General features: G+C 65.7%; 16 protein-coding genes and 1 tRNA gene. 10 read left to right on the top strand and 7 right to left on the bottom strand.

The genetic code is table 11. The features are described 5' to 3' along the window. Window positions 1–514 precede the first annotated feature (514 nt). Both ACQE3M_RS00380 and ACQE3M_RS00375 read left to right on the top strand, forming a co-directional pair. The gene (locus ACQE3M_RS00380; protein WP_430503481.1) at window positions 515–1,225 is read left to right on the top strand and encodes a hypothetical protein; all 711 of its coding nucleotides are present in this window, start codon (window positions 515–517) and stop codon (window positions 1,223–1,225) included. After that, a complete protein-coding gene (locus ACQE3M_RS00375) occupies window positions 1,222–1,851 on the top strand; it encodes a DUF2238 domain-containing protein (protein WP_430503480.1) in 630 nt (209 codons plus the stop codon). The genes ACQE3M_RS00380 and ACQE3M_RS00375 overlap by 4 nt, the downstream gene beginning before the upstream one ends. A gap of 61 nt (window positions 1,852–1,912) precedes the next feature. On the opposite strand, the gene ACQE3M_RS00370 is transcribed toward ACQE3M_RS00375, so the two are convergent. Genes ACQE3M_RS00370 through ACQE3M_RS00360 form a run of 3 tightly spaced genes read right to left on the bottom strand, consistent with a single transcriptional unit; the run spans window position 1,913 to window position 8,011 of the window. Then, window positions 1,913–3,970: a bacterio-opsin activator domain-containing protein gene (locus tag ACQE3M_RS00370; protein WP_430503479.1), complete on the bottom strand. Its 2,058-nt coding sequence runs from the start codon at window positions 3,968–3,970 to the stop codon at window positions 1,913–1,915. Next, on the bottom strand, window positions 3,967–4,422 hold the full coding sequence (locus ACQE3M_RS00365; protein ID WP_430503478.1) for a response regulator: 456 nt from the start codon (window positions 4,420–4,422) through the stop codon (window positions 3,967–3,969). Before ACQE3M_RS00365 ends, ACQE3M_RS00370 begins: the two co-directional genes overlap by 4 nt. Beyond that, window positions 4,415–8,011 carry a PAS domain S-box protein gene (locus tag ACQE3M_RS00360; RefSeq protein ID WP_430503477.1) on the bottom strand — a complete coding sequence of 1,199 codons (3,597 nt, stop codon included), beginning with the start codon at window positions 8,009–8,011 and terminating at the stop codon, window positions 4,415–4,417. The genes ACQE3M_RS00365 and ACQE3M_RS00360 overlap by 8 nt, the downstream gene beginning before the upstream one ends. Before the next feature lie 113 nt (window positions 8,012–8,124). Here ACQE3M_RS00360 and ACQE3M_RS00355 point away from each other — a divergent pair, with 113 nt between their 5' ends. Together ACQE3M_RS00355 and ACQE3M_RS00350 are read left to right on the top strand one after the other, a co-directional pair. After that, window positions 8,125–10,692, top strand: a complete 2,568-nt coding sequence (locus tag ACQE3M_RS00355; protein ID WP_430503476.1) for a PAS domain S-box protein — start codon at window positions 8,125–8,127, stop codon at window positions 10,690–10,692. A gap of 99 nt (window positions 10,693–10,791) precedes the next feature. Then, window positions 10,792–11,508, top strand: coding sequence for a response regulator (locus ACQE3M_RS00350; protein WP_430503475.1), 717 nt, complete (start codon window positions 10,792–10,794; stop codon window positions 11,506–11,508). 152 nt (window positions 11,509–11,660) lie between these two features. On the opposite strand, the gene ACQE3M_RS00345 is transcribed toward ACQE3M_RS00350, so the two are convergent. Next, complete coding sequence (locus ACQE3M_RS00345; RefSeq protein WP_430503474.1) at window positions 11,661–11,783, bottom strand: hypothetical protein; 123 nt, start codon at window positions 11,781–11,783, stop codon at window positions 11,661–11,663. Between the two features lie 283 nt (window positions 11,784–12,066). Here ACQE3M_RS00345 and ACQE3M_RS00340 point away from each other — a divergent pair, with 283 nt between their 5' ends. The 4 genes from ACQE3M_RS00340 to ACQE3M_RS00325 all read left to right on the top strand — a co-directional run bounded on the left by ACQE3M_RS00340 (window position 12,067) and on the right by ACQE3M_RS00325 (window position 16,862). Beyond that, a complete protein-coding gene (locus ACQE3M_RS00340) occupies window positions 12,067–13,452 on the top strand; it encodes a hypothetical protein (protein ID WP_430503473.1) in 1,386 nt (461 codons plus the stop codon). 558 nt (window positions 13,453–14,010) lie between these two features. After that, window positions 14,011–15,348 (top strand): hypothetical protein, encoded by a 1,338-nt coding sequence (locus ACQE3M_RS00335; RefSeq protein ID WP_430503472.1) that lies wholly within the window; start codon window positions 14,011–14,013, stop codon window positions 15,346–15,348. Window positions 15,349–15,673: 325 nt separating this feature from the next. Further along, window positions 15,674–16,372 carry a nucleotidyltransferase domain-containing protein gene (locus ACQE3M_RS00330; protein ID WP_430503471.1) on the top strand — a complete coding sequence of 233 codons (699 nt, stop codon included), beginning with the start codon at window positions 15,674–15,676 and terminating at the stop codon, window positions 16,370–16,372. Then, on the top strand, window positions 16,365–16,862 hold the full coding sequence (locus ACQE3M_RS00325) for a DNA-binding protein (protein WP_430503470.1): 498 nt from the start codon (window positions 16,365–16,367) through the stop codon (window positions 16,860–16,862). Before ACQE3M_RS00330 ends, ACQE3M_RS00325 begins: the two co-directional genes overlap by 8 nt. A 228-nt stretch (window positions 16,863–17,090) precedes the next feature. Here the strand turns inward: ACQE3M_RS00325 and ACQE3M_RS00320 are convergent. Then, window positions 17,091–17,163, bottom strand: a tRNA-Arg gene (locus ACQE3M_RS00320). 160 nt (window positions 17,164–17,323) lie between these two features. Between ACQE3M_RS00320 and ACQE3M_RS00315 the strand changes: the two genes are divergently transcribed. After that, window positions 17,324–18,130, top strand: a complete 807-nt coding sequence (locus ACQE3M_RS00315) for a TrmB family transcriptional regulator (RefSeq protein WP_430503469.1) — start codon at window positions 17,324–17,326, stop codon at window positions 18,128–18,130. A 155-nt stretch (window positions 18,131–18,285) separates the two neighbouring features. Here ACQE3M_RS00315 and ACQE3M_RS00310 read toward each other — a convergent pair whose 3' ends face one another. Both ACQE3M_RS00310 and ACQE3M_RS00305 read right to left on the bottom strand, forming a co-directional pair. Then, window positions 18,286–18,870 carry a 2Fe-2S iron-sulfur cluster-binding protein gene (locus tag ACQE3M_RS00310; protein WP_430503468.1) on the bottom strand — a complete coding sequence of 195 codons (585 nt, stop codon included), beginning with the start codon at window positions 18,868–18,870 and terminating at the stop codon, window positions 18,286–18,288. Window positions 18,871–19,103: 233 nt separating this feature from the next. Continuing rightward, window positions 19,104–20,720, bottom strand: coding sequence for a methyl-accepting chemotaxis protein (locus tag ACQE3M_RS00305; RefSeq protein ID WP_430504025.1), 1,617 nt, complete (start codon window positions 20,718–20,720; stop codon window positions 19,104–19,106). 115 nt (window positions 20,721–20,835) lie between these two features. On the opposite strand from ACQE3M_RS00305, the gene ACQE3M_RS00300 reads away from it, so the two are divergent. After that, a complete protein-coding gene (locus ACQE3M_RS00300) occupies window positions 20,836–22,644 on the top strand; it encodes an excinuclease ABC subunit C (RefSeq protein ID WP_430503467.1) in 1,809 nt (602 codons plus the stop codon). Window positions 22,645–22,817 lie beyond the last annotated feature (173 nt).

Below are 22,817 nucleotides of genomic sequence, written 5' to 3'. Positions count from 1 at the left end.
GGAACCGCAACGCCTCGGCGCCGGCCTCCCTCGCACGCGTTACTCGCGCGCGCCAACCGCTTCGCACCGCACGCCAGCCAGCCGGCGCACGTTGTCGGCGACGCAACCGCCCCGAGCGACGCCCGGCAACCACTCGATGGGCGGGACTGAAAGGGGCAGCCACCGAGCGGGACGCCCTGCGAAGCTAGCACCGAGCCGGCGAACGAGCGAAGCGAGTGAGCCGGCGAGGCGCGTAGCGAGCAGCGCGTCCCGCTCAGTGGCCGGGGCTTTCTGGGCGTGCTGAGTACTCTCACCAGCGACGACTCGTTAGAACAGTCACCGAACGACGCGAGCATTTATATACGATTCCGCGTCAGACACCCTGTGACGTAGCCAGCGCCACGGGGTGAACACGACGGGAGCGCGGCGCACCGTCCCGTGGATACTCGGCGACCCGGCCGACCGCGCGCCGCCTGCTCATCTCGCAAGCACGGACAGGGGAACATTCACAATCGCGTCCCCCGTCGAAAGGGGTATGGACACCGATCGGTCGAACTCGAATACGGCGGACTCCGGTCAGGACCCGGGGCCGGATACCGCCGTGTCCGAGTTCGACCTCGAATCCGACGAGGCGATTGACGGGGACCCCGACACCGAGGACGTGCTCGAGCGGCTGTTCCGCAGCGGGCGAACCAACGCGTTGGTCTCGTGGGCGCTCGTCGTGGTCCTCGCGGGCGTGTTCCTCGACGCCGCCCTCTCGGTCGACCTGCTCTGGGTGGTGTTCGTCGCCGCAACGGGGGCGGTCGTCCTCATTCCACCGGTCGCGTACCGCGACTGGCGGGTCATGCTTCCCTGGGAGCTGCTCGTCGTCGCGCTCGGGCCGATCCTCGTCCGGGGGCTCTTCGGCGGCGAGCTCGGCACGTTCGCGACGTACCTAGCCATCGCCGCGCTCGCGCTGCTCGTCACCGTCGAGCTCCACATGTTCTCGGAGCTGCAGGTCACCCACTGGTTCGCCATCGTGTTCGTCACCATGACCACGATGGCGTCCGCCGGCGCATGGACGGCCGTTCGCTGGATGATGGACCGAACCCTCGACACGAGCTTCCTGACGACGAACGAGGCACTGATGTACGAGTGGATCTCCGTCACGCTGGCCGGCTTCGCGGCCGGGGTCCTCTTCGACGCGTACTTCAAACGTCGCGGGCGACGGCTCCGCCGCCGGATCGTGCGGGTGGTTCGCCGATGATGCTGCTCCCGACGCCGAGCGTCCGGACGCAACGACGCCTCACCCGGCTGATGCAGGCGCTCCTGCTCGTGATCGTCGGCTACGGCGTGGTCGGCGGGCACCCGAAAGCGATCTCGAACGGCGGGATCGCGCTGCTCATCACGTTCCTGCCCGCGCTGCTCGAACGCAACTACGAGATCCCGCTCGACCCGTGGCTGGCGCTGTGGATCACGGGGGCGGTGTTCCTGCACACGCTTGGGTCCGCGGGCCTGTACGCGCTGGTTCCCTGGTGGGACCACGTCACGCACGCCCTCTCGGCGTCACTGGTCGCCGGTGTCGGTTACACCGCAGCTCGCGCCATCGACCTCCACAGCGACGACATCGTCATCCCGCGCCGCTTCGCGTTCGTCTACCTGTTCGTCGTCGTGCTCGCCTTCGGCGTCGTCTGGGAGCTATTCGAGTTCGGCCTGGACGTCTTCGCGAACGCGACGGGGATCCAGATGCCGCTCGCTCAGCACGGTCTCGACGACACCGTCCGTGACCTCCTGTTCAACTCCCTCGGGGCGCTCCTCGTCGCCGTCTTCGGACAGATCCACCTGCTGGAAGTTGCGGAAACGGTTCGGAACCAACTCCTGGCCGAGCATTAGCGGGCGGGGAGGTGCGGAGTAGTGGGACGCTGCGGGTCGGCCCGCAGGGGAGTACCAGCGGCTACGAGTCGGAACCGACGTCCTCGTCGCCGACGAGCCCGCCGAACACCTTGTTCTCCGCTGCCCGGAGGTGCTCCGAGAACGTCGCCGCCGAGATCCCGAGCGACTCCGCCACGTCCTCGCCGCTCGTCGAGCGCGGCCACTCGAAGTAGCCGGAGTAGTAGGCGGTTTCCAGCACCGTTCGCTGGCGGTCCGTCAGCTCCGCCGTCCAGATCCGCTTGAGCCGGTGGGTGTGGTCGTCCGGGTCCGTGATCTGCCGGCGAGCGAGCGGTTCCGCCTGCGGGAAGTGGTTCTGGACCGCGTCGATGACCCGCCTGACCTCGATCTCCTGGGGGAGGTGGACGGTCATCCGGAGGTCGCCGTTCTCGATGATGACGGACTCCACGGACCCGCCGAGCGAGGCCACTCGCGACATCACCGTCGCGTCCGTCATCCGGACCTCGAACCGGACCTCGTCGACGTCCTCGTCGAGGATGGTGATCGATTCCCAGGTCGGGTTCCCCTCGGCGATCCGCTCGACGGCGTCGACCGAGTCCTCGGGAACGCTGCCGTACATGAGGAACTCGTCGTCGCTGACGGGGACCACCTGGCTGAGCGTCACGGTATCCTCGGGCATCGCCTCGATGCCGTAGGTTTCGTAGGCGTTCTGGATCCGGAACTCGAGCTCGACCACGCTCTCGCTCATCAGTGCGCGCTTGCGGTCGACCGCCGCGATCGCGTGGCCGATGATCTCGCCGAGATACTCGACGACGGCCCGCTCCTCGTCGCGGAACGCCTCCGGGCGGTCCGCGTAGACGTTGAGGACGCCGTAGAGGGTCCCTTCGTACATGATCGGGATCGCGGCGGACGACCGATAGCCGTACTCGTCCGCGACGTCCTGCCAGGGTTCGTGGCGCGGGTCCGAGTGGATGTTCTGGGTCGTCTGGATCTCCGCCTCGCGAATCGCGCGGCCGGTCGGGCCCTGGCCGGCCTCCTCATTGGAGTCCATGGATATCGTGACGTCGTCGAGGTACCCTTCGACGCCCGCCTCCGCCGTGACGTCGATGGTCTGGGTTTTCGGGTCCGGACGGCCGACCCACGCGAACTCGTAGGAGCTCGAATCCGCGAGTCGCTCACAGGCGATGCGTTCGATCTCCTCGCGCGTCGACTGCTCGATGACCGCCTCCGTCACGCCGTGGACGACGCCGTTCAGCTGGTTCAGCGCCGCCAGTCGCTCGCGCTGGGATTCCAGCTGTCGCTCGCGCTCCTTCCGCTCGGTGACGTCGTGCGTGTAAACCACGATCCCCTCGATCGCCGGGTCGTCGAGCAGGTTGCGGCCGCGGGCGCTGAGGTCGACCCACGTTCCGTCGGCGTGTTCGAACCGGAACTCGACGTTCGCCCGGTCGTCCGGTGACTCGATTAGCGCCGCGAACTCCCGCTTGGTGGGTTCGTGGTCGTCCGGGTGGAGGTAGTCAAACACGCGCTCACCGACGAGTTCGTCCGCCTCGTAGCCAAGGACGTGCTCGACGGAGGGGGTGAGGTACTGGAAGGTGCCGTCCGGGTCCAAGATCGCGTTGACGTCGGTCGATTCCTCGATGAGCGTCGCGTACCGGCGCTGTTCGCGACGGTGGGCCTGCCGCTCGATCGCGTGATACACCGACCGTATCAGCAGGTCCGGGGAGATCTCGTCCTTGACGAGGTACTCGTCGGCGCCCTGCCGGAGGGCTTTCGTCCCCACCTCCCGGTCGCTGAGCCCGGTCAGGACGACGACGGGCTCCATCGGGAACTCCTCGACCAGAGTCGTGAGCGTGTTCATCCCCTTGCTGTCGGGCAGCCCCAGGTCGAGAAGGACGACGTCGAAGTCGGTCGATTCGAGTCTGTCGAGGCCCGCCGACAGTCGTTGCTCGTGGACGAGCGAAGAGCCGTCCTCCGTGCTGAGGACGCGTTCGTCGGCGTTGCCGTCGCCGCGGTCGACGGTTCGCTCCGAGAGCTCCATCGCCTCCTCCAACATCGTCCGGATGTATCTGGCGTCGCCCGGGTTGTCCTCGACGAGCAGTATCCGGGCTTCCTCCCCGGTCATTGGCCGGCTGTCGGTGGGAGCTCCACGAGCTGGAACCAGAAGTTCTCGAACGACCTGACGAGGTCGACGAACTCGTCCGGCTCGATCGGCTTGGTGAGGTACGCGTTGACGTAGTTCTCGTAGCTCTCGACGACGTCCTCCTCGGCGTCGGAGCCGGTGAGGACGACGACCGGAATACGGCGGAGCTCCGGTTCCGCCTTGATCGTTTCGAGCACGTCCATTCCGCCGACTTTCGGGAGGTTGAGGTCGAGCAGGATCAGGCTGGGCACGGGCGCGTCCTCGTACTCGCCGCGCTGGTAGAGATAGTCGAGCGCCGCCTCGCCGTCGCGGACGACGTCGAGGTCGTTGGCGAGGCTCGCCTGGCGGAACGCTTCCTGGGTGAGTCGGACGTCGCCGGGGTTGTCCTCGACGAGGAGAATATCGATAGGATCCCCGTTGCGACGGTCAGTCATGTGTCTCCTTAGTGACTGGGAGGCTAAAGTAAAACGTTGATCCCTCGCCCGGCTCGGAGTCGACCCAGATCTCGCCGCCGTGGCGCTCGATGATCCGCTGGCTAATCGCAAGACCGACCCCAGTTCCGGCGTGCTCGTCCTGAGTGTGGAGTCGCTGGAACACCTCGAAGACGCGGTCGGTGTGCTCCGGGTCGATTCCGATCCCGTCGTCCTCGACGGCGATGATCCACTCGTCGCCGTCGCGCTCGGACTCGACCTCGATCGACGGCGGGTCCTCGCCGCCGTACTCGATCGCGTTGCCGAGGAGGTTCATGAACACCTCACGGAGCTGGCTCTCGTCGCCCTCGACGGTCGGGAGCGACCCTACCGAGACCGTCGCATTCGCCTCCTCGATCTGCATCTGGAGGTCCGTACACACGTCCTCGACGACGCGCTCGAGGTCGACCGGCTCGAAGGGGTCGCCGCGCGTCTCGACCCGCGAGTACTCCAGTAACGCCTCGATCATCTCCCGCATTCGTTCGGCGCCGTCGATGGCGTACTCGATGAACTCCTCGGCCTCCTCGTCAAGGTCGTCGCGGTACCGTTCGTCGATGAGCGAGAGATAGCTCGACACCATCCGGAGCGGCTCCTGCAGGTCGTGGGAGGCAGCGTAGGCGAACTGCTCGAGACGCTCGTTCGACTCCTCCAGCTCCCGCTTGCGCTCGAGGCGCTCGGTCACGTCGAGCGCGAACGCCTGGCCGGTCGTCACCTCGCCGGTCGCGTCGCGGAGCGGCGTTGCCCAGACTCGATAGGTCCGCCCCTCGAGCGTGGTCGTCACGTCGTCGGTTTCGCCGTCGAGGGCGCGGTCGAACAGGGGCTCGAGGTCGGCGGCGGTGTCGGCCGGGAGCGCATCCGCGAGGACGGCCCCCTCGAGGTCGTCGGAGTCGATCTCGAGGTCGTCCCACATCATCCCCTCGACCAGCGAGAAGCGGTGGTCCTCGTCGAAGATGCCGACCCCACCTTCCGGGAAGTTCTCGGCCAGGGTCCGATAGCGCCGCTCGGACTCCTCGAGCCGCTCCACGATGGAGCGGAGCCGCTTCGCGTAGCGTTTCCGGTCGGTGACGTCGCGGGTGTAGACGACGAGCCCGTCGATAACGGGGTCCTCGAGCAGGTTCTTTCCCCGGGATTCGAGCCACACCCACGAGCCGTCGGCGTGCTGGATCCGGAACTCGACCGCCTCCCGGGACGTCGATTCGTCCGCGATCGCCGCGATCTCGTCCTGCATGCCCTCGAAGTCGTCCGGGTGGAGGTAGTCGGCCACGTTCTCCCCGATCAGTGTGTCCGGATCGTAGCCGAGGACGTACTCGACCGATGGCGTAACGTAGTCGATCGTCCCGTCGGGGTCTAAGATCGCGTTGACGTCGGTCGACTCCTCGATGAGCGTCTCGTAGCGCTCCAGCCGGTCGATGTAGTGTTTGCGCTCCAGCTCGTAGCTCACCCAGTTGGAGAGCAGCTCGACGAACGTCACCTCCCAGTCGGAGAACGCCTCGTCGCGGGCCTCCATGTCGTAGAAGCAGAAGGTGCCGTACACGTCGCCGTCGACGATCGCCGGCGCGCCGAGGTAGCAGCTGATTCCCCAGTCCGCGTTGCCCGCGCGGTCCGCCATCTCCGGGGCCTCCTCCTGGACGTTCCGGAGTGCCAGCGTCTCCTCGGTGGCGACGACGCGCTCGCAGTTCGTATCCCCGAGCTGGACCGAGTCGCCCGCCTCGATCTCGGCATCCGGTGGTGCGGCGACGGCCTCGAAGACGTACTCGCCGTCGTCGTGGACGTGCGAGAGCGTTCCGTAGTCGGTGCCGACGACGTCGCGGACGATCTCCAGCAGCTCGTCGAGCTGATCCTCGAAGGCCATGTCGGGGTCGGCGATCACCTCGTACGCGCGGGTGAGTGCTTGCTCGCGGCTTTCGAGCTGTTGCTCACGCTGGACCTGGTCGGTCACGTCCCGGACGACGAGCATACCCGCGAAGATGTCCCCCTCGTCGTCTTCGACCGGAAGCGTGGTCAGGTCCAGATGATGCCCGGCGAACTCCAGATCGAAGTTCCGTTCCTCGCCCCGGAGGGCCGCACGGAACTTCGGTTCGAGCAGGTCGGCGAGGTGGTCGGGGTAGCGTTCGTGGACCGTCTTCCCGACCATATCGTCCGATAGCTCGTCGAAGGAGTCGATCAGCTCGCCGCCGCCGATGGTGTACCGCAGGTCCTCGTCGAAGAGACCGACGGCGCCGTTCGGGAAGTTGTCGACGAGCGTTCGATAGCGCTCCTCGGACTGCCTGAGCCGTCGCTCCTGCTCGACCCGCTCCGTCACGTCACGGAAGTAGACCGACACGCCGGTTTCGGAGGGATAAACGGCCGCCTCGATCCAGAAGTCGAGCGGCTGGAAGTACAGCTCGTAGCTCTGGGGCTCCTGCGTCTCCATCGCCTCGTGGAAGCTGTCCCAGATCTCCGCCTGCTCGGCAGCCGCCGGGTACAGCTCCCACAGGGATTCCCCGAGCAGCTCCCCCTCGGATCGCTGCAGCAGCTCCTCCGCCCGCTCGTTGACGTGGGTGAACCGGTACTCCTCGTCGAGGGCGAAGAACGCGTCGGAGATCCGGCCGAGGATCGAGGAGAGCTTCGCTTCGAGGTCCTCCTCGATGCGTTTGTGCTCCGTCACGTCGAAGTACAGCTCGATGCGGCCTCCCTCGTAGGCGCCGGACTCGATTGGCCGGCTCCGGTGCTCGAGCCATCGCGACTCCGTCCGGTCGGTCTCGAGGATCCGGCACTCGAACCGCTCGGGCGGCGCCCCCGGCTCGTACGTGGACGCCACCCGCTCGGTGAAGGTCTCCGGGTCGTCGACGACGTCGCTTATGGTCTCGTCGATGACGGCCATCTTGTCGCGGCCGACGACCGCGTCGCGGTCGAGGCCGAAGTACTCCTCCGTCCGGTCGTTTATCCGGACCACGTCGAACTCGTCGTCGAGCACGAAGACGCTCACGTCCGACTGCTCGAGGACGGAGTCGACGCTCGACGAGGTCGACGTGGCGCCGGCGTCCTCGGATGAACCGGCGGGCGGGTCCCCGGGTGAACCAGCCGGCGGGTCCTCGGACGAACCGGCTGGCGAGTCGTCAGGTGGTTCGTCTCGCCGGTCGTTCGTCGTGGAGCTGTCGGCTCCGGGCGTCGTGCGGACGGTGCCGACGGTTCCCTGGAACGTCCCGTCCTCTTCTGCCGTTTCGAGGCGAACCCTGGCCGGGATCCGGTCGCCGTCCGCGGCCCGGAGCGTGACGGCGACCGTTTCGCCCGCCGCGGCGTCGGCCGCTCGGCGTGACCGGATAGCTCGCACCAGACGCTCGACGTCCGTCGGCTCCGCGAGTATCGTCGAAACGTGGGCGTCGACCAGCGTTTCCTGCGAGTAGCCGGTCGTCTCCGTGAGCCCGGCGCCGACCCCGTCGAAGACGGCGTCGGCGTCGAGCCGGAACAACCCGTCACCGACCGCGGCGGCGAGCGCGCGCCCGCGGGCGTCCTCGTCGGCCGCGGCAGCCGACCACAACGCCGAATCGATCGATGACAGCCTCTCGCTCATAGACTGCCTAAGCGGAATCAGAAATAAAAGCCTGTCCGCCGTGTCGACAGATCGGCTGACGGTCACGAACGGGCGGGCATAGCGTTTTGGTGTGTCATCTCGTCTACGTTCTCATGGGGGTCGGAACGTCCGACGACGTGTCGCGCTATCTCGCCGGTAGCGGTATCTCCGCTCTCGGTCTGTTGCTGTTAGTCGCCCCCTTGTACGACATTTACGACGACGTTACGAACCTCTCGTGGGCGATCGGCTGGACGCTGCTCGAGAACAGCGTCATCCTCCTGCTCGCGGGCGGGCTCGTCGTCGCCGGGGGGTGGCTGGTCCGCTCCGACTGGGAGACGACGTACGTCGTCACGGTCGCGGAGTGGACGATCGTCATCTCCGGCATCGTCGCCGCGCTGTTCGGCTGGGTCGTCGCGATCCAGCTGTCGATCATGGAGCACGCGAAGCCGTACGTCCTCGCGCTCAACGGGATCCTCTTCGGGAGCGTCACGGCCCTTGGCGTCGGCCTGTACAGCGCCCGCCAGCGCATGTCCACCGACGAGCTGGAGGCGCGCGAGCGGCACCTCAGACAGGTGTACACCGTCATCGGCGATAGCTCCCGGTCGTTCGAGGAGCAGGTCGAGGCGATCCTCGACCACACCCGCGACCTGTTCGACGCCGAGGACGCCGTTTTCGGACGGGTCGACGACGCCGACGACGACGTGCTCGAACTCGCGGTCGTCGCCAGCGACCGGGCGAATCTGACATCGGGCGACCGAGTCCCCGTGGAGGAGACCCACCTCCCGACGCTGCTCGACGGCGACTCACGCTCCCAGCCGACAGCGGGCGACGCCGACTCCGGGGGTGGCACGTTCGACCTCGGCACCCTGCTGGGGGAGCTCGAAATCGACCTCGGCACTGACGGCGACGGCGGCGGCTCCGACGGTGGCGGCTCACGCGACGGCGTCGGCTCCGACGGCGGCGGCTCCGACGGCGGCGGCTCCGACGGCAGCGACTCACACGACAGCCCCGGTTCGCGCGATAGCATCGAGAGCGACGCCGGGGGCGTTGCCGGAGCGGCAACCCACGACGTCGACGTCTACCAGGGTCGTCACGTCGACACCGATCCGAAGACGTACGGCAGCGGTGAGCCACTCGGGCTTCGGATCGGGACGCCGCTGTACGTGAACGACCGGGTTCACGGGGCGATCGTGCTTGTCGGGACGTCGGCAAACGAACCGGCGGACGGCTGGCGGGCGGCCATGGTCGCGCTGCTGAGCGACTGGCTGACCTACGAGCTCCATCGGCAGCACCTCGTCGGGAAACTCGAGGATCGGCTCGCGGAGCGCGAAGAGCAGTTCGCGTCGGTCGTCGACGCCGTCGACGAGTACGCCATCTTCACGCTCGACGCGGACGGGGTAGTGACCACCTGGAACCACGGCGCGGAGGGGATCCTCGGGTACGACGACGACGAGGCCATCGGTGACCACGTCGGCCGCTTCTTCGGCGAGGATCGCCTGGGAGCCGTGAATGGTGCCGAAAGCGGGGGCGACGACGTCGATGACGTCGACGACGTCGACGACAACTTCGACGACGAGTTCGGCGAATCGGCGACCATTCGCGGGGAGCGGATCACGCCGCTGCCGAGCGACGAACTGCTGGAGCGCGCGGCGACGAAGGAGCAGGTCACGGAGGTGGGCTGGTGTCTCCGCGCGGATGGGAGCCGGTTCCCGGCGAGCGTGACGGTCGCGGCCAGGTACGACGCCGGCGACCTCGTCGGGTTCACGACGATCACCCGGGAGCTGACCAAGCAGTATCGCTTCGAGCGCACGATCGAGCAGGAGCGGGCGCGCCTCGAGTTCGTCAACCGGTTCATCCGGCACAACATCCTCAACGGCCTCAACATCGTCAACGCGCGGGCGGAGCACCTGGAGACGTCCCTGTCGGACGCGACGGCGATCGAGCACGTCGACGTCATCCGGGACCGCGTCGACGACATGGCCGAACTGATCGACACGATGCGGACCATGATGGACGTGATCGTCTCGGAGGCGGACCACGATCCGGTTCCCCTCCCGCTCCGGACGGTGCTCGAGCGGGAGATCGAGCTGGCTCGCGACGGCTACCCCGACGCCCGGTTCGACGTGCACGACCTGCCGGACGAGTCCGCGACCGTCGTCGCCGACGAGATTCTCGGCGAGCTGTTCGAGAACGTGCTCTCGAACGCGGTCGTCCACAACGACAAGTCGACCCCCGAGATCGAGGTCTGGACCACGGAAACAACCCGCGAGCTGCCGGTCGACCCGGAGACGGACACGGTCCCGCTGGACGAGAGCGGTCCCGTCGTGGCTTCGGATCCCACCGCGTCGCCGGCGAGCGAAACGGAGACGGCCACGGCGCCGACGGTCGACTATCCGGCTATCACCGTCCACGTGGCGGACAACGGTCCCGGGATCCCCGTCGACGAGCGCACGTCCGTTCTCGAGCGCGGCGTCTCGAACCTCGAGGACCCCAGAACCGGATTCGGCCTGTACCTCGTGAAGGAGATGATGCGCGCGTACGGCGGGACCGTCGCGATCCGGGACAACGAGCCGGAAGGGACCGTCCTGGACCTGACGCTCCTCCGTGCCGACGTCCCCGAGGCGGATCGTCTCGACGACCTCGACGACGGAGGACCCACCCAGCTGCAGCCGAACCAGTAGGCGGGCGCCGGGAGGGCCCACACGTTCCGATGAGCCACCCAGCAACCTGATTGGCAACTAACGTTATACGCGCGCTCGCTGTAGTTCCCTAACACGCCAATGAACCGCCGGGAAAACACCGCTAGTCGGGGATCCGGCCAGTCTCCGGATGGTGGGACAGTCACCGGGGCCGACGACGCCGAGAGCAGCGGTCGCGTCGTGCTCGTCGTCGACGACGAGGCCCAGTTCGCCGAATCGGTCGCGCTCTGGCTGGAACCGGGCTGGGACGTGATCGTCGCCAACGACGGCGACGAGGCCGTCGAGAAGTTCGGGCCCCACGTCGACGTCGTCCTGCTGGATCGGCGGATGCCGTCGATGTCCGGCGACGAGGCGCTCGAGCGGATCCGGGCCCAGGACGGGGACGCACGAGTCGCGATGATGACCGCCGTCACCCCGGACTGGGACATCGTCGACATGGACTTCGACTGCTACCTCGAGAAGCCGGTCTCTCGGGAGGAGGTCGTCGAAACGGCCGACGAGCTGGTCGCCCGGACGGAGTACGCCCGCGAGCTCCAGGCGCTGTTCTCGCTCGCGTCGAAGATCGGGCTCCTCCGGTCCCGCTACCCGGAGTCGGAGCTCCGCGAGGACGAGCGGTTTCAGCGGCTCGAGGCGGAGTTCCAGCGCGTACAGGAGCAGTCGGAGTCCATGCTCGCGGACGTCGACGGCGAGCAGTTCGCCGAGCTGCTGCAGGTCGTGACGGACGTCGAAGGGACGGGACCGCCGGAGTCGTCGAACGACTCACCCGCGTTCGGGGAATCGAAACCGAAATCGGAGTAGGCGACCGGGGATAGCCTCAGCGACGGTCACGGACATGGGCGCGCTGATCGTGAGCCTCCAGCTGCCGGTCCTCGCGCTGTGGGCGACGCTGCTGCTCTCGATCCCGCCGACCTACCTGCTATACGGGCAGACGCTCCGGCGACTCGGATCGTTCACCATCGCCGTCCGCCGGATCCAGTTGACGATGGGCGCCCGGAGGTGTGCTGGACGTCGTCGTAGAGCCGCCGTTTCCAGCCCGTCGCCTCCGTCCCGTACAGCTGTTTCGTCGTCTCCATGGCTATTCGCTCGGGGTCGTCCGTGAATGGGGTTGACGCGGTCGAAAGCCGTGCGGTCGCGGGGGAGGGGCGTTCCGCGTCGGCAACGATGCCAGTCGTGCCCGCTTCGGTATCGGCAGCAGCGACCGCGACGGCGAGGGGACAGCGACCGCGACGGGACAGCGACCGTAAGGGGACAGCGACCGCGACGGGACCGCGACCGCGACAGCAACAGCAAGTCACGGGCAGCGACGCAACCGGAGGCTTATATCCCGACCTGTCGTAGTCAGGGCGACTGGATAGCATGACCGACACACAGCCAGACGAGGGGTCCGCGGCGGACCGAGCGGCGTCGAGATCTTCCGGGACCAGTGGGGGGCCGGCGGATCCGGACGAGGACCCCGTCGCCGACGCGGAGGAGCTCGTCGGCGACCTGGCGGAGCTGCACGAGGACGTCGACTCGGCGGCAGCCCGCGAGGAGATCCGGGAGCTCACCGGCCTGATCAACGAGGCGCGGTGGCGGGGGCTCGTCGGGTCCGGCGTGCGGCGGTTCGGGGCGCGGGACGCCATCGAGGCGTTCATCGGCAGCGTTATCTTCGGATCCCCGCTGCTCATCGAGGACGGCGTCTTCGACATCGCCGATTACCTCTTCGGGTTCACGGTGTCCGGGATCCCGATCTTCCTCGTCGCGAACACCCTGTTCGTCGTGCTGATGACCTACGCGCTGGTCGAGTGGACCGGGCGCGACCGCGACGACACGCACTTCCTCCTCGGCGTGGTGCCGGTCCGGGTCGTGATGATCCTCGTCGTCTCCTTCGTCGTCGCCGCGGGCATGATGACCGTCTGGGGTCGTATCGAGGGGTGGGCACAGCCCACCGACGCGGTCGCGAGGGTCAACGTCATCTGGACGGTCGCCTCGCTCGGCGCGGCGCTGGGGGACATCGTCTCCGATACGGGGTCGGGACCGCCCAGGGGAACCCCGATCGAGCCCGACACGGCCGAGGAGAGCGCGCTGGCGGCGGTCGACGCCGGGGAGGTGCCGGAGCGAGCCGCGGACCTGACCGACGGCGACCTCGTCGACGCGATCCTCGACGGGTTCAACGACCTCGAGCCGCTCGTCGTGGACCACGAGGAGCGGCGCGAGGTCCAGCGGATCCGCGAGCGCACGAGCGAGGCGGCGCTGGACACGGTGTTCGGCGACCGGATCCGGAAGTACACCTCCCGGGACGTCGCGGAGTCGTTCGTCGGGAGCATCTTCTTCGCCATCCCGTTCCTCGTCGAGGACGGCGTCTTCGACGTCGCCGCGTTCCTGTTAGCCTTCGAGGTCGGCGGCTTTCCGGTGTTCTTCCTGCTCAACACCGCCTTCATCCTGTTCATGGTCGTCGCGCTCGTCTACTGGGCGGGGCCGCAGGACGTGGACGTCTCGCGGCCGATCCTCGGGTTCATCCCACGCCGGATGGTCGGCATCGCGGTCGTCTCGTTCCTCACCGCCGCCGCGCTCATGACGATGTGGGGCCGGGTCGCGAACTGGCAGGAGCCCGTCGTCGCGGTCGCCCGGATCAGCGTCGTGTGGACGGTGGCGTCGTTCGGGGCAGCGCTGGGCGACATCCTGCCCGGGGAGAGCTCCGGGGACGATATTAATGATGATCTGGCTGATCTGGGGGAGATGATGGAGGAGTACATGGAGTAGTCGCAATTGCGTTGAACACCATGTCGGCGACCTCACGGAAGCGAGCGAAGCTGGGCGTGACGGGTCAGTGGTGAAACGCCCGGGCCTGAGAAAAGCCTACAGAAGCAGCTCGCTGAGATCAGTTTGGAGAGTACTCCGCTACCGGAAAATTAAGGACTGGATCGTTTGAGGGAGTACCGTCGTGGTTTTGATCGGATTGAGTCCTATCCTCGTGGTTAAGTTAAAGTATATCGGATAATAACGGATACGTAACATATTCGATTACATGATTTAGTTGATAGAAGCTGGAACAGTTACGAGCGGAAACGCTTCATCAAAGACGATACGAAAACCAAAACAGACGAGTTCGACCCGGAAGCCTTCAAGCACGACGGATTCAGCGACCGTGAAGCGTTTCTGGAGACATACGCCCCAGCGCTCGCCGCGGAAGAACGGCTTATTCAGGAACTCAACAACTTCACACCCCCGAGACTCAACGCGATCAATAGCTCACCCTATCAGGCGCTCGTCATTCGATACGGGATTCTCCGTCAGCTAATCGAGCAACCCGATTATAACATGGAAAAGGCGGAACTGAAGGACGCTGTCCAGAACTGGCAGCGCGATCTCATCGAATCCTACGATGGGGACACGTTCCCCGAATCGGACGATCTTCTCCATCTTGCCGAAGCCGCCGTCGACTATAAAAACCAGATCGACGACTCCGAGCTTCACATGGTCTACAGCTACTTCGAACTCCGTAACCGCGCCAACGACAGCAAACACGACTACTACACCTGGCGAGATTTCTTTCAGCGGCTCTCCGCTCTGGACCGGTTCCCGAAGATCTCTCGGTCGGATAGTCCCGAACACGCCCATGACACCATCGAGAAAGGTATTTGGTCGCTTCAGGAGCAAGCGCTCATCTACGAGGTCGACGATCCTGATTACGACGAACTCGTTGGTATCCCCGAGGACTACATCGACGTGGTTCGGGACTGGCTCTATTACGAGATGTCCGCCGAGAACTACCGACAGATGCTCGAAACCCTCGACGTCTTCGACCGGCAGTCAGTCCTGATCGAAGCCCGGGAGCAGTTCGACGTTACCGGGAAGAACTACGGGAAAAACGAGAACCGCCGGGAGAACATCGTCAAGGCGGGCGTCTACCCCAGTGAGTTATTGAAGGAAGTCGTGTCGAAAGACGAACTCAAGGGGATCGTCGACGAGTACGGACTGGATGCCCACAAGCTGAAAACCGAGGATATGGTGTCGGCAATTATCGAGTACTTCGAGCAGTCCCAGAAGTCGGTGGAGGAGGGAGAATCGGCGGCTGAACTATATCTGGACGCCTACGAGGACATCGCGGATGGTGCTGTTACGGACGTACCACCACAGCTACAGAACCTCGTCGAGGCGGACAACCCTTCGGAAAGGCTAGACGTACTTTTCGAGGACGCGACTGGGGAGATCTTCCGGGAAGTGTTCAATCTGGAAGGGACGAATCAGCTCGGTCAGCAGGCAAGTGGCGTAGTTGCAGATGGCGAAGTCGAACAGGACGGCCAGTGGCTCCTCTGGGACAACAAGCGTCGCCGACAGGAGTTCCGTCTTGGAAGTGACGCCCGCAGCAAAATAAAGAACTACATCGACACGAAGAGTGGCCAGCACGACGTCGAGTGGTTTCTCATTATTGCGCCCGACTTTACCGAACAGGCGGCGTCGAACGCGTTACAGTTGGAGAGGCAGACGAGAACGGATATTCGGTTAGTGCGAGCGGAGCAATTGAAGGAGCTAGCTGGATTGTGGCAGGAGAACTACGCGGCGGCGGATCGCGAATTGCCGCTGTCGGTCTTCACTGGATCGGAGATACTGTCGGTTGATGACGCGGCTGGCTGGCTTGAAACCCAGTTCTCGTAGTCGTATTCTATACCCGACTACGCTCGTTCATTGGGACTCCGATTTTTTATACAAGGCCTTTCGGTTCCGATCGGATCGGCCTGCGGCGAGAGGACCCACGGAGTAAATCCGACACGATCCCCCCGGCGAGATGCTCGAAGAGACACCAGGATCGCTTTAACGAGACACGAAACGTAGGCACTACGATCGCCAAAATCAACGTGAAAAGATCGGGGCAGCAGAAATATCTCGACCACATCTGGACTGGTTCGGTGTAGAGGACCTATAAAAGATCACGGCCAGATAGTTATAAACTATAAGTGGATATAGGTAGATAACCTCCTCAATGGGAACTCAAACTTCGGATAAAGAAGGGAAGACTCCACGGGTAAGTATAGATATTCCGCCACGGGACACTCGATTATTCGGAAGCGAGGCTCTCACGAGCGTCCTCACATTTTTAAGTAGGCATCACGAGCAAAGCTTCTCAGTAAGCGAACTTGCAGAAGCGGTCGAATATTCGCGCAAGAGCGTGTCAAACGCGGTTGACGTCCTCGCATCAAACGATCTGGTCGTCGACAAGCAAGCCAACCGACGGCGAGCGATCCGTATTCAACCGGACCGTCTCTTCCTCCCCGACGATCCCTTTTTTCAGATTCCCCAGCCGAAGTTCCGGAAACCAGCAAGGGAAGCAACCGACAAGATCGTTACTCAGTTAGAAAATGTCCTGGCAGTCGTCGTATACGGCAGCGTCGCTCGGGGAGAAGCCGATCGACGGAGCGACATCGATCTGTGGGTTCTTGTAGAAAACGATCGAATGGCACAACAGCGGGAGGCCAATCAAATTCGGAAGGGGATCGAAGATGAGAGATTTGGCGAGCAAGCGGAACGCTACAATTTTGACATCGACGTCGAGGTTCTGTCCGCAATTCCGAACTATACTGAGTCGATTTGCGACATCTTGAGCGAAGGTATAACAGTATATCAGGAAGACGAATTTGAAACGGTCGAGAATATCGTCTTTCACGGAGGTTCGAATGAGTGATCCAGCGCCACTTGTTGATGGTTTAGAGGAGGCTCAAGACGCATTCGATGTTGCTTATCACCGGGGTAGCCCGTCGTTTGAAGAGGGGATCGGTAACGAGAAGGACTGGATAACGCAGATTACGAAGGGGTGTCGCCTATTGGATGCCGCAGATGAATTGAAAGACACCCATTACACCGCGGCGATCGAGCTGAGTTTTGGCGTTATCGAACGGTCCTTACAGACGTTCGCCCTAGCGGAAGGTGGTGACGAGATGGAGGATTTTGACGATCACACATACTGTTACGAACGTGCATCTACCCATGGGCTTCTTAGCCGCGATCTCTGCGACGAGCTCAGCAGCTTCTATTCGTTAAATAGAGTGGAAAGCTATTACGGAGGCGAGCGTCCCACGGACCACCAGGCGGAAGCGATGTTCGACCTTGCAGACGAGATCCATCGACATGCTGTGAATCAAATCCGTAGTGGTAGGGCCTGTATTTGTGAATAACCTCGTGAAGTTGAATCGTTGCCCACACGGGGAACCACGCGTGGATCGTCGACGTCATTTATAAAGAAATACCGCTGGCTGTTGGATGTGGGTCGTTACGAAACCTAACGGGCGCGACGGGATTTGAACCGGAACCAGCGGTTCCTGCTCGCTCCGCTGCGCGGGCTGCCGCTGGTAGGGTTCAAATCCTGCGTGCCGGTTCGCTCCTCACAGAAGTTCGTCGCTGCACGGGCGCGACGGGATTTGAACCCGCGGCATCTTGGTCCGGAACCAAGTGCTCTGTCCGCTGAGCTACGCGCCCTCGGTGTCGTATTTCCCCGCAGCCGGTTTAACGCTTCTGACGTCGGCCGAGCGTAGGCGAACCCGGTACCGTCACTCGATCGGCCCGACGACCGACAGGGGCCGAACGCGACGCCGAGCGCTGCAGGACGTTTTATACGCCCGGATTCGCAACCGGAGGTATGGAGTCGCTACGCGACCTCGGCCTCTCCAGCTACGAGGCGCGGGCCTATCGCGCCCTGCTGTCGCTCGGGACGGGGACCGCGACGGCCGTCGCCGAGGAGAGCGAGGTGCCGAAGGGCCGGATCTACGACGCGCTCGGCGGACTGGTATCCCGCGGGATCGCTCGCGAGCAGACCGCCAGCGAGCCGAAGCGGTACGTCGCCGTCGAGCCCGCCGTCGCCGTCGACAGGCTGGTCGAAGCGCGCACGCGCGAGCTCTCCGAGCGGATCGAGGCCTACGAGGCCGGCCGCGACGAGCTCGTCGAGCAGCTCTCGGGGGCCGAACGCCCCGCAGAGGAGTTCTGGACCGCGGCCGTCGGCGCCGAGGAGTCGATCGACCTCCTCTTCGAGCGCATCGACGCCGCGGAGGAATCCATCGTCGTCGCCGCCGACACCGTCTCCGGGCAGTACGACCTCCACCAGGAGGGACCGGCGATGATGGACCACCTCCTGTCGGCGATGGACCGGGACGTCGAGGTGTCGGTGCTGCTCTCCCCGCGCGTGTTCGACGACGCGCTGGAGGCGATCGCGGACGACCGTGCGGCCGCGACCATCGCGCAGTCGCCGTTCGAGCTCCGGATCACCGAGCAGGTGTACGGCAACTTCCACCTGATGGACGAACGGGAGGTCTGCCTTGAGGTGTCGGACCCGTTCGCTCCGGACCGGCTGTTCGGGTTGCTCGACCTGCGGGAACCCTCGTTCGCGACGCAGGTCGCCGAGGGGTTCGCGGAGGTCTGGGCCGAGGCCGAACCGGTCGAGGACGTGTAGCGGCGGCCCGTCGACGAGACTCGCAGGGAAAGGCCCGAAGCAAACGACGAGCAGCTGTTGCTACTCGCGGGTGAAGAGCAGACCGTCGTGAAAACCGGTAGGAGGTAAAAAGCGAACGGCGCTAGCACGGTGGACGAAAGCGCCTGCGGCCGGGGTTACGGCGCTTCGCCGGTTTCGATGGTGAAGGAGTCGCGCGGGTAGGCGACGCAGGTGAGCGTGTAGCCGTCCTCGAGCTCGTTGTCGGAGAGCATCTCCTGATTGTCGTGCTCGACGAAGTCCTCGGAGGCGCCCTCCTGGATCTGCCCGGCACAGGAGACGCACTGGCCCTGGCGGCACGCGTACGGGAGGTCCCAGCCCTCCTCTTCGCCCTGGTCGAGGATGGTCTCGTTGTTCGCGAGCTCGACGGTCTCGCCCTGCTTGACGAACTCGACCTCGTAGTACTCGACCTCGTCTTCGGGGATGTCACCGGGACCGGCTTCCTCCTCGGCGCCCCCTTCGAGTTCCGCGCCCTCGCCTTCGGCACCGCCGCCGGCGCCCGCGGGAATCGCCCCGCCGCCACCGCCGATCGAGCGGTTCATCGGTTCGGGGAACTCCGTCTCGGGGACCGTGGCCGCGCGCCGTTCGAGGACCTCCTCGGAGATGTCCTGGGCCGGCTCCCAGCCGGACCCCTGGATCGAGGAGACAAAGGCGACGACCAGCACCATGGCCGTCGCGAGGACGAAAGCCAGTGGTTGTACCATGTGGGCCGCTACGAAAGCGGAGTTTAAGGGGATTGTGATTCCTGCGAGTCGTCCCCGTCCGTGGATGTATTTCGAGGTTGGTCGCCAGTTTCCCGGGAGTGCCGCTCGGTCGGTCGCGGTCGCGACGATATCAAGTCCGCGGTCGTTCAAGCGACGAAGCCGAGTTTGTTTATAAGCGCGACTCTCCCGCAACGGCAACCAAACACGCAGAAAGCGACCGCCAACTGATACTGCTACTCCTCGACGTGCAGTTCGTCGACGCGGGCCACGAGCTCGTCGATGACCTGCTCCTGCTGGTCGGTCGCCGCGACGATGCGGTCGGTGGCCTCCTCGGTCTGGTTCGACCGGTCGCGGACGGTTTCGAGCGTCGCGGTCAGCTCCTCGACGGTCGCGGCCTGGTCGTCGGTCGCCCGGGCGACTTCCGCGACGCCGTCGGCGGCCTCGTCGACGGCCTCCGCGATGTCCTCGAGGGAGGTGAGGACGGTGTCGATGCGGTCGCCCGCGTGCTCGATCCGCTCGTGGGACCGCTCGACCTTCGTCGTCGTCTCCTCGGACTGGGCCTGCAGTTCGGCGAGGCTCTCGGTGATCTCTTCGGTGTGGCCGCGCGTCTCGTCGGCCAGCTTCTTCACCTCCTCCGCGACGACGGCGAACCCGTCGCCGCCCTCGCCGGCACGGGCGGCCTCGATGTTGGCGTTGAGCGCGAGGAGGTTCGTCTGCTCGGCGACGTCGGAGATGACCTCGATGACCTCCTCGATGTCGTCCATGCGCTCGCCGAGCGCGCCGACGCTCTCGACCAGCTCGTCGCCGATCTCGACGACGTCCTCGGTCGCCTCGCGGGCGTCCTCGCTGGCGTCGAGCCCGTTGCTCGCGGCCTCGCTGGCGGCTTCGGCGGCGGCGTCGACCTGGTCCGCGGTGGCGGCGACCTCCTCCATGCCGGCCGAGAACGACTGCATCTCGCCGACGCCCTCCTCCAGCAGCGCGTTCTGCTCGTCGACGTTCTGGGCGATGGCGGTCGCGGCGTCGCTCGCCTCCTCCACGGCCTCGTCGAGCTGCCGGGTCTGCTCGGTGACGCGGCCGGTAAGGCCCTCCAGGCTCTCGGCCATCTCGTTGACGACGTCGATGACGTGGAGCAGGTCGTCGTCGAGCGTGTCGTACTGCTGCCGGTAGCGAGCGCGGGTACTCAACTCCCCGCCGCCGATGGCCTCGGCTGCCTCCCGGACCTCGGTGATCAGCGCCTGCGTCGCCTCGCGTTCGCGGACGTTCTCCGTGCGGTCGATGACGGTCTCCGTGACGCCGACCAGTTCGCCGTCCTCGTACAGCGGCGTGGCGGTGAAGTCGATGTGCTTCTCGTTGCCGTGTCGGTCGACCATCGTGCTCGTGTCGCTGTATCGCTGGGCCTCGGGGTCGCGAAGCTCGACGTCGAACTCCTCGTGGGCTCGCTGCGGCGCTTCCAGAACCTTGTCGGCGAGCGTCTTCGCTCGGCGGCCGTCGGGATAGAACAGCTCGGAGACGTGGGTGGCGCCGAGCGCTTCGCCGCGGTCAGTGCCGGTGAGCTCCGCGATGGGAGCGTTCCACTCGGCGACGACGCCCTCGTCGGTGAGAACGAACGTCGGAACGCCGAGCCCATCGAGCAGGAGCTGGTCGTCGAAATCGATCCTGTCTGCGTCAGTTCCCTCAGCACCGGCCTGGTCGGTGCCGGGTTCTCCGGCTCCAGTCACGGGCTGGGTTTCATCAGAGGCCGGATCGGCGGTCGTCCCACTCTCGGAGTCGATAGCGACGCCACCGTCGGACCGCGTCCGACCGCCACCGTGGTCGAGGATGGCCCGCACACGCTCGCGTAGCCCTTTCATCATGGCGCAGGGTGGTCGAACGACCTATAAAAAATCCCGTCCGCGAAAATCAATCGTGATAAGCCGCGACGCCAGCCCGTAGGGTTCAAAGCCGCGTAGCGGCTACCGTGGATCGATGGACACCGCCGACGTTCGCGAGCGCGCCGGCGACCTTCCGCGCGAGCCCGGGGTCTACCAGTTCCAGGCCGGGGACACGACGCTGTACGTCGGCAAGGCGATCGACCTCCGGGACCGCGTCCGGTCGTACACGGACCCGCGGTCCGCCCGGATCCGCGGCATGGTCGACCGCGCCGACGCGATCGACTTCGCGGTGACGGACACGGAGACGCAGGCGCTCCTGCTGGAGGCGAACCTGATCAAACGCCTCCAGCCGCGGTTCAACGTCCGCCTGACGGACGACAAGTCGTATCCGCTGGTCCAGCTCACGGACCACGCGTTGCCTCGGATCGAGATCACGCGCGATCCGGACGAAGGCGCGACGGCGTACGGCCCCTACACGAACAAGGGGCACGTCGAAACCGTCGTGAAGGCGCTGCGCGAGACGTACGGCCTCCGGGGCTGCTCCGACCACAAGTACCGCAACCGCGACCGCCCCTGCCTCGATTACGAGATGGGCATCTGCTCGGCACCCTGTACCGGCGAGATCGACGAAGCGGACTACGCGGCCGACGTGACCGCAGCCGAGCGATTCTTCGAGGGGGAAACCGGCGTCCTCGCCGACCCGATACGACGATCGATGGAGGCGGCCGCCGAGAACGAGAACTTCGAGCGCGCGGCGAACCTCCGCGACAAGCTGAACTCGGTCGAGGCGTTCCACGGCGAGGGCGAGGAGGCCGTCGCTAGCCAGTCCGACGAGCGGTCGACGGACGTGCTCGCCGCGACCGTCGAGGGCGACACGGCACGCGTCGCGCGGCTCCACAGCGAGCGTGGCCAGCTCGTCGACCGGAGTCGCCATCGGCTGGACGCACCGGAGATGGACGCCGCCGTCGACGACCACGAGGGCGACGGCGCTACCGATGCCGGCGGCGACACGGCCGTCGCTGGCGACCCCCCCGACTCGCCGGCGACGGTCCTCTCGGCGTTTCTCACCCAGTACTACGCGGAGCGTGAGCTTCCGGAGACGATCCTGCTCGCGGAGCGGCCGGCCGATCCGGACGTGATCGACTGGCTCGAGGCCGAAGGCGTCGACGTCCGGGTCCCCGGCGCGGGCCGCGAGGCGAAGCTCGTCGACCTCGCCTTAAAGAACGCCCAGCGCCGGAGCGGCCGGGACGACGAGGTGGCGGCGCTGGCCGACCGGCTCGGCATCGCCCGGCCGGACCGGATCGAGGGCTTCGACGTAAGCCACGCGCAGGGCAGCGACGTCGTCGGGTCGAACGTCCGGTTCGAGGACGGCAGCCCGGCGAAGGCCGACTACCGCCGGAAGAAGCTCTCCGAACGCAACGACGATTACGCCAACATGCGCGAGCTGGTCCGGTGGCGCGCGAGCCGGGCGGTCGAGGGCCGCGACGACCGATCGGACCCGGACCTGCTGCTCATCGACGGCGGCGAGGGGCAGCTCGGGGCCGCACAGGACGCGCTCGCCGAGGTCGGCTGGGACGTTCCCGTTATTGCACTCGCGAAGGACGAGGAGCTGGTGATCACGCCGGGCGGCCCGCGGAACTGGCCGGATGACTCCGAGGCGCTGCACCTCCTGCAGCGCGTGCGCGACGAGGCGCACCGCTTCGCGGTCCAGTACCACCAGACGGTCCGCGACGAGGTGTCGACGGTCCTCGACGAGGTGCCGGGCGTCGGCCCGGAGACGCGGAAGCGACTGCTCCGGCGGTTCGGCTCCGTCGAGAACGTCCGCGAGGCCTCCACCGAGGATCTCACCGACGTCGACGGCGTCGGGGCGAAGACGGCCGAGACGCTTCAGGCTCGGCTGTAGATGGGCGAACAGGCGGCGATGGCATCTCGCGGGACGACTGCCGCGCTCCCGCCTCCCGTCCCGCGGCGGCCCTCAGGTCACGCGCGGGGTTGCCCGCGGTTTCCTATTTAAAAGTCGGGAGTGGCGGAATCGGTCCGAGCACCGAACCGTCCCGCTTAACCCCCGACGGCGAC

It is taken from the genome of Halosubterraneus shenae, assembly GCF_050510935.1.
In the GTDB taxonomy this organism is placed as follows: domain Archaea; phylum Halobacteriota; class Halobacteria; order Halobacteriales; family Haloferacaceae; genus JBDGPU01.
The sequence above is the reverse complement of the archived record's forward strand: the minus strand, read 5'-3'. Positions and strand labels throughout refer to the sequence as shown.

Excerpts from the sequence above, each read along its gene's own strand:
- ACQE3M_RS00315 (WP_430503469.1), top strand. The coding sequence starts at position 17,324 with ATGGAGTCGCTACGCGACCTCGGCCTCTCCAGCTACGAGGCGCGGGCC.
- ACQE3M_RS00365 (WP_430503478.1), bottom strand. The coding sequence starts at position 4,422 with ATGACTGACCGTCGCAACGGGGATCCTATCGATATTCTCCTCGTCGAG.
- ACQE3M_RS00305 (WP_430504025.1), bottom strand. The coding sequence starts at position 20,720 with ATGAAAGGGCTACGCGAGCGTGTGCGGGCCATCCTCGACCACGGTGGC.
- ACQE3M_RS00370 (WP_430503479.1), bottom strand. The coding sequence starts at position 3,970 with ATGACCGGGGAGGAAGCCCGGATACTGCTCGTCGAGGACAACCCGGGC.
- ACQE3M_RS00375 (WP_430503480.1), top strand. The coding sequence starts at position 1,222 with ATGATGCTGCTCCCGACGCCGAGCGTCCGGACGCAACGACGCCTCACC.
- ACQE3M_RS00335 (WP_430503472.1), top strand. The coding sequence starts at position 14,011 with ATGGAAAAGGCGGAACTGAAGGACGCTGTCCAGAACTGGCAGCGCGAT.
- ACQE3M_RS00360 (WP_430503477.1), bottom strand. The coding sequence starts at position 8,011 with ATGAGCGAGAGGCTGTCATCGATCGATTCGGCGTTGTGGTCGGCTGCC.
- ACQE3M_RS00380 (WP_430503481.1), top strand. The coding sequence starts at position 515 with ATGGACACCGATCGGTCGAACTCGAATACGGCGGACTCCGGTCAGGAC.
- ACQE3M_RS00345 (WP_430503474.1), bottom strand. The coding sequence starts at position 11,783 with ATGGAGACGACGAAACAGCTGTACGGGACGGAGGCGACGGGCTGGAAA.
- ACQE3M_RS00330 (WP_430503471.1), top strand. The coding sequence starts at position 15,674 with ATGGGAACTCAAACTTCGGATAAAGAAGGGAAGACTCCACGGGTAAGT.
- ACQE3M_RS00355 (WP_430503476.1), top strand. The coding sequence starts at position 8,125 with ATGGGGGTCGGAACGTCCGACGACGTGTCGCGCTATCTCGCCGGTAGC.
- ACQE3M_RS00340 (WP_430503473.1), top strand. The coding sequence starts at position 12,067 with ATGACCGACACACAGCCAGACGAGGGGTCCGCGGCGGACCGAGCGGCG.
- ACQE3M_RS00310 (WP_430503468.1), bottom strand. The coding sequence starts at position 18,870 with ATGGTACAACCACTGGCTTTCGTCCTCGCGACGGCCATGGTGCTGGTC.
- ACQE3M_RS00325 (WP_430503470.1), top strand. The coding sequence starts at position 16,365 with ATGAGTGATCCAGCGCCACTTGTTGATGGTTTAGAGGAGGCTCAAGAC.
- ACQE3M_RS00300 (WP_430503467.1), top strand. The coding sequence starts at position 20,836 with ATGGACACCGCCGACGTTCGCGAGCGCGCCGGCGACCTTCCGCGCGAG.
- ACQE3M_RS00350 (WP_430503475.1), top strand. The coding sequence starts at position 10,792 with ATGAACCGCCGGGAAAACACCGCTAGTCGGGGATCCGGCCAGTCTCCG.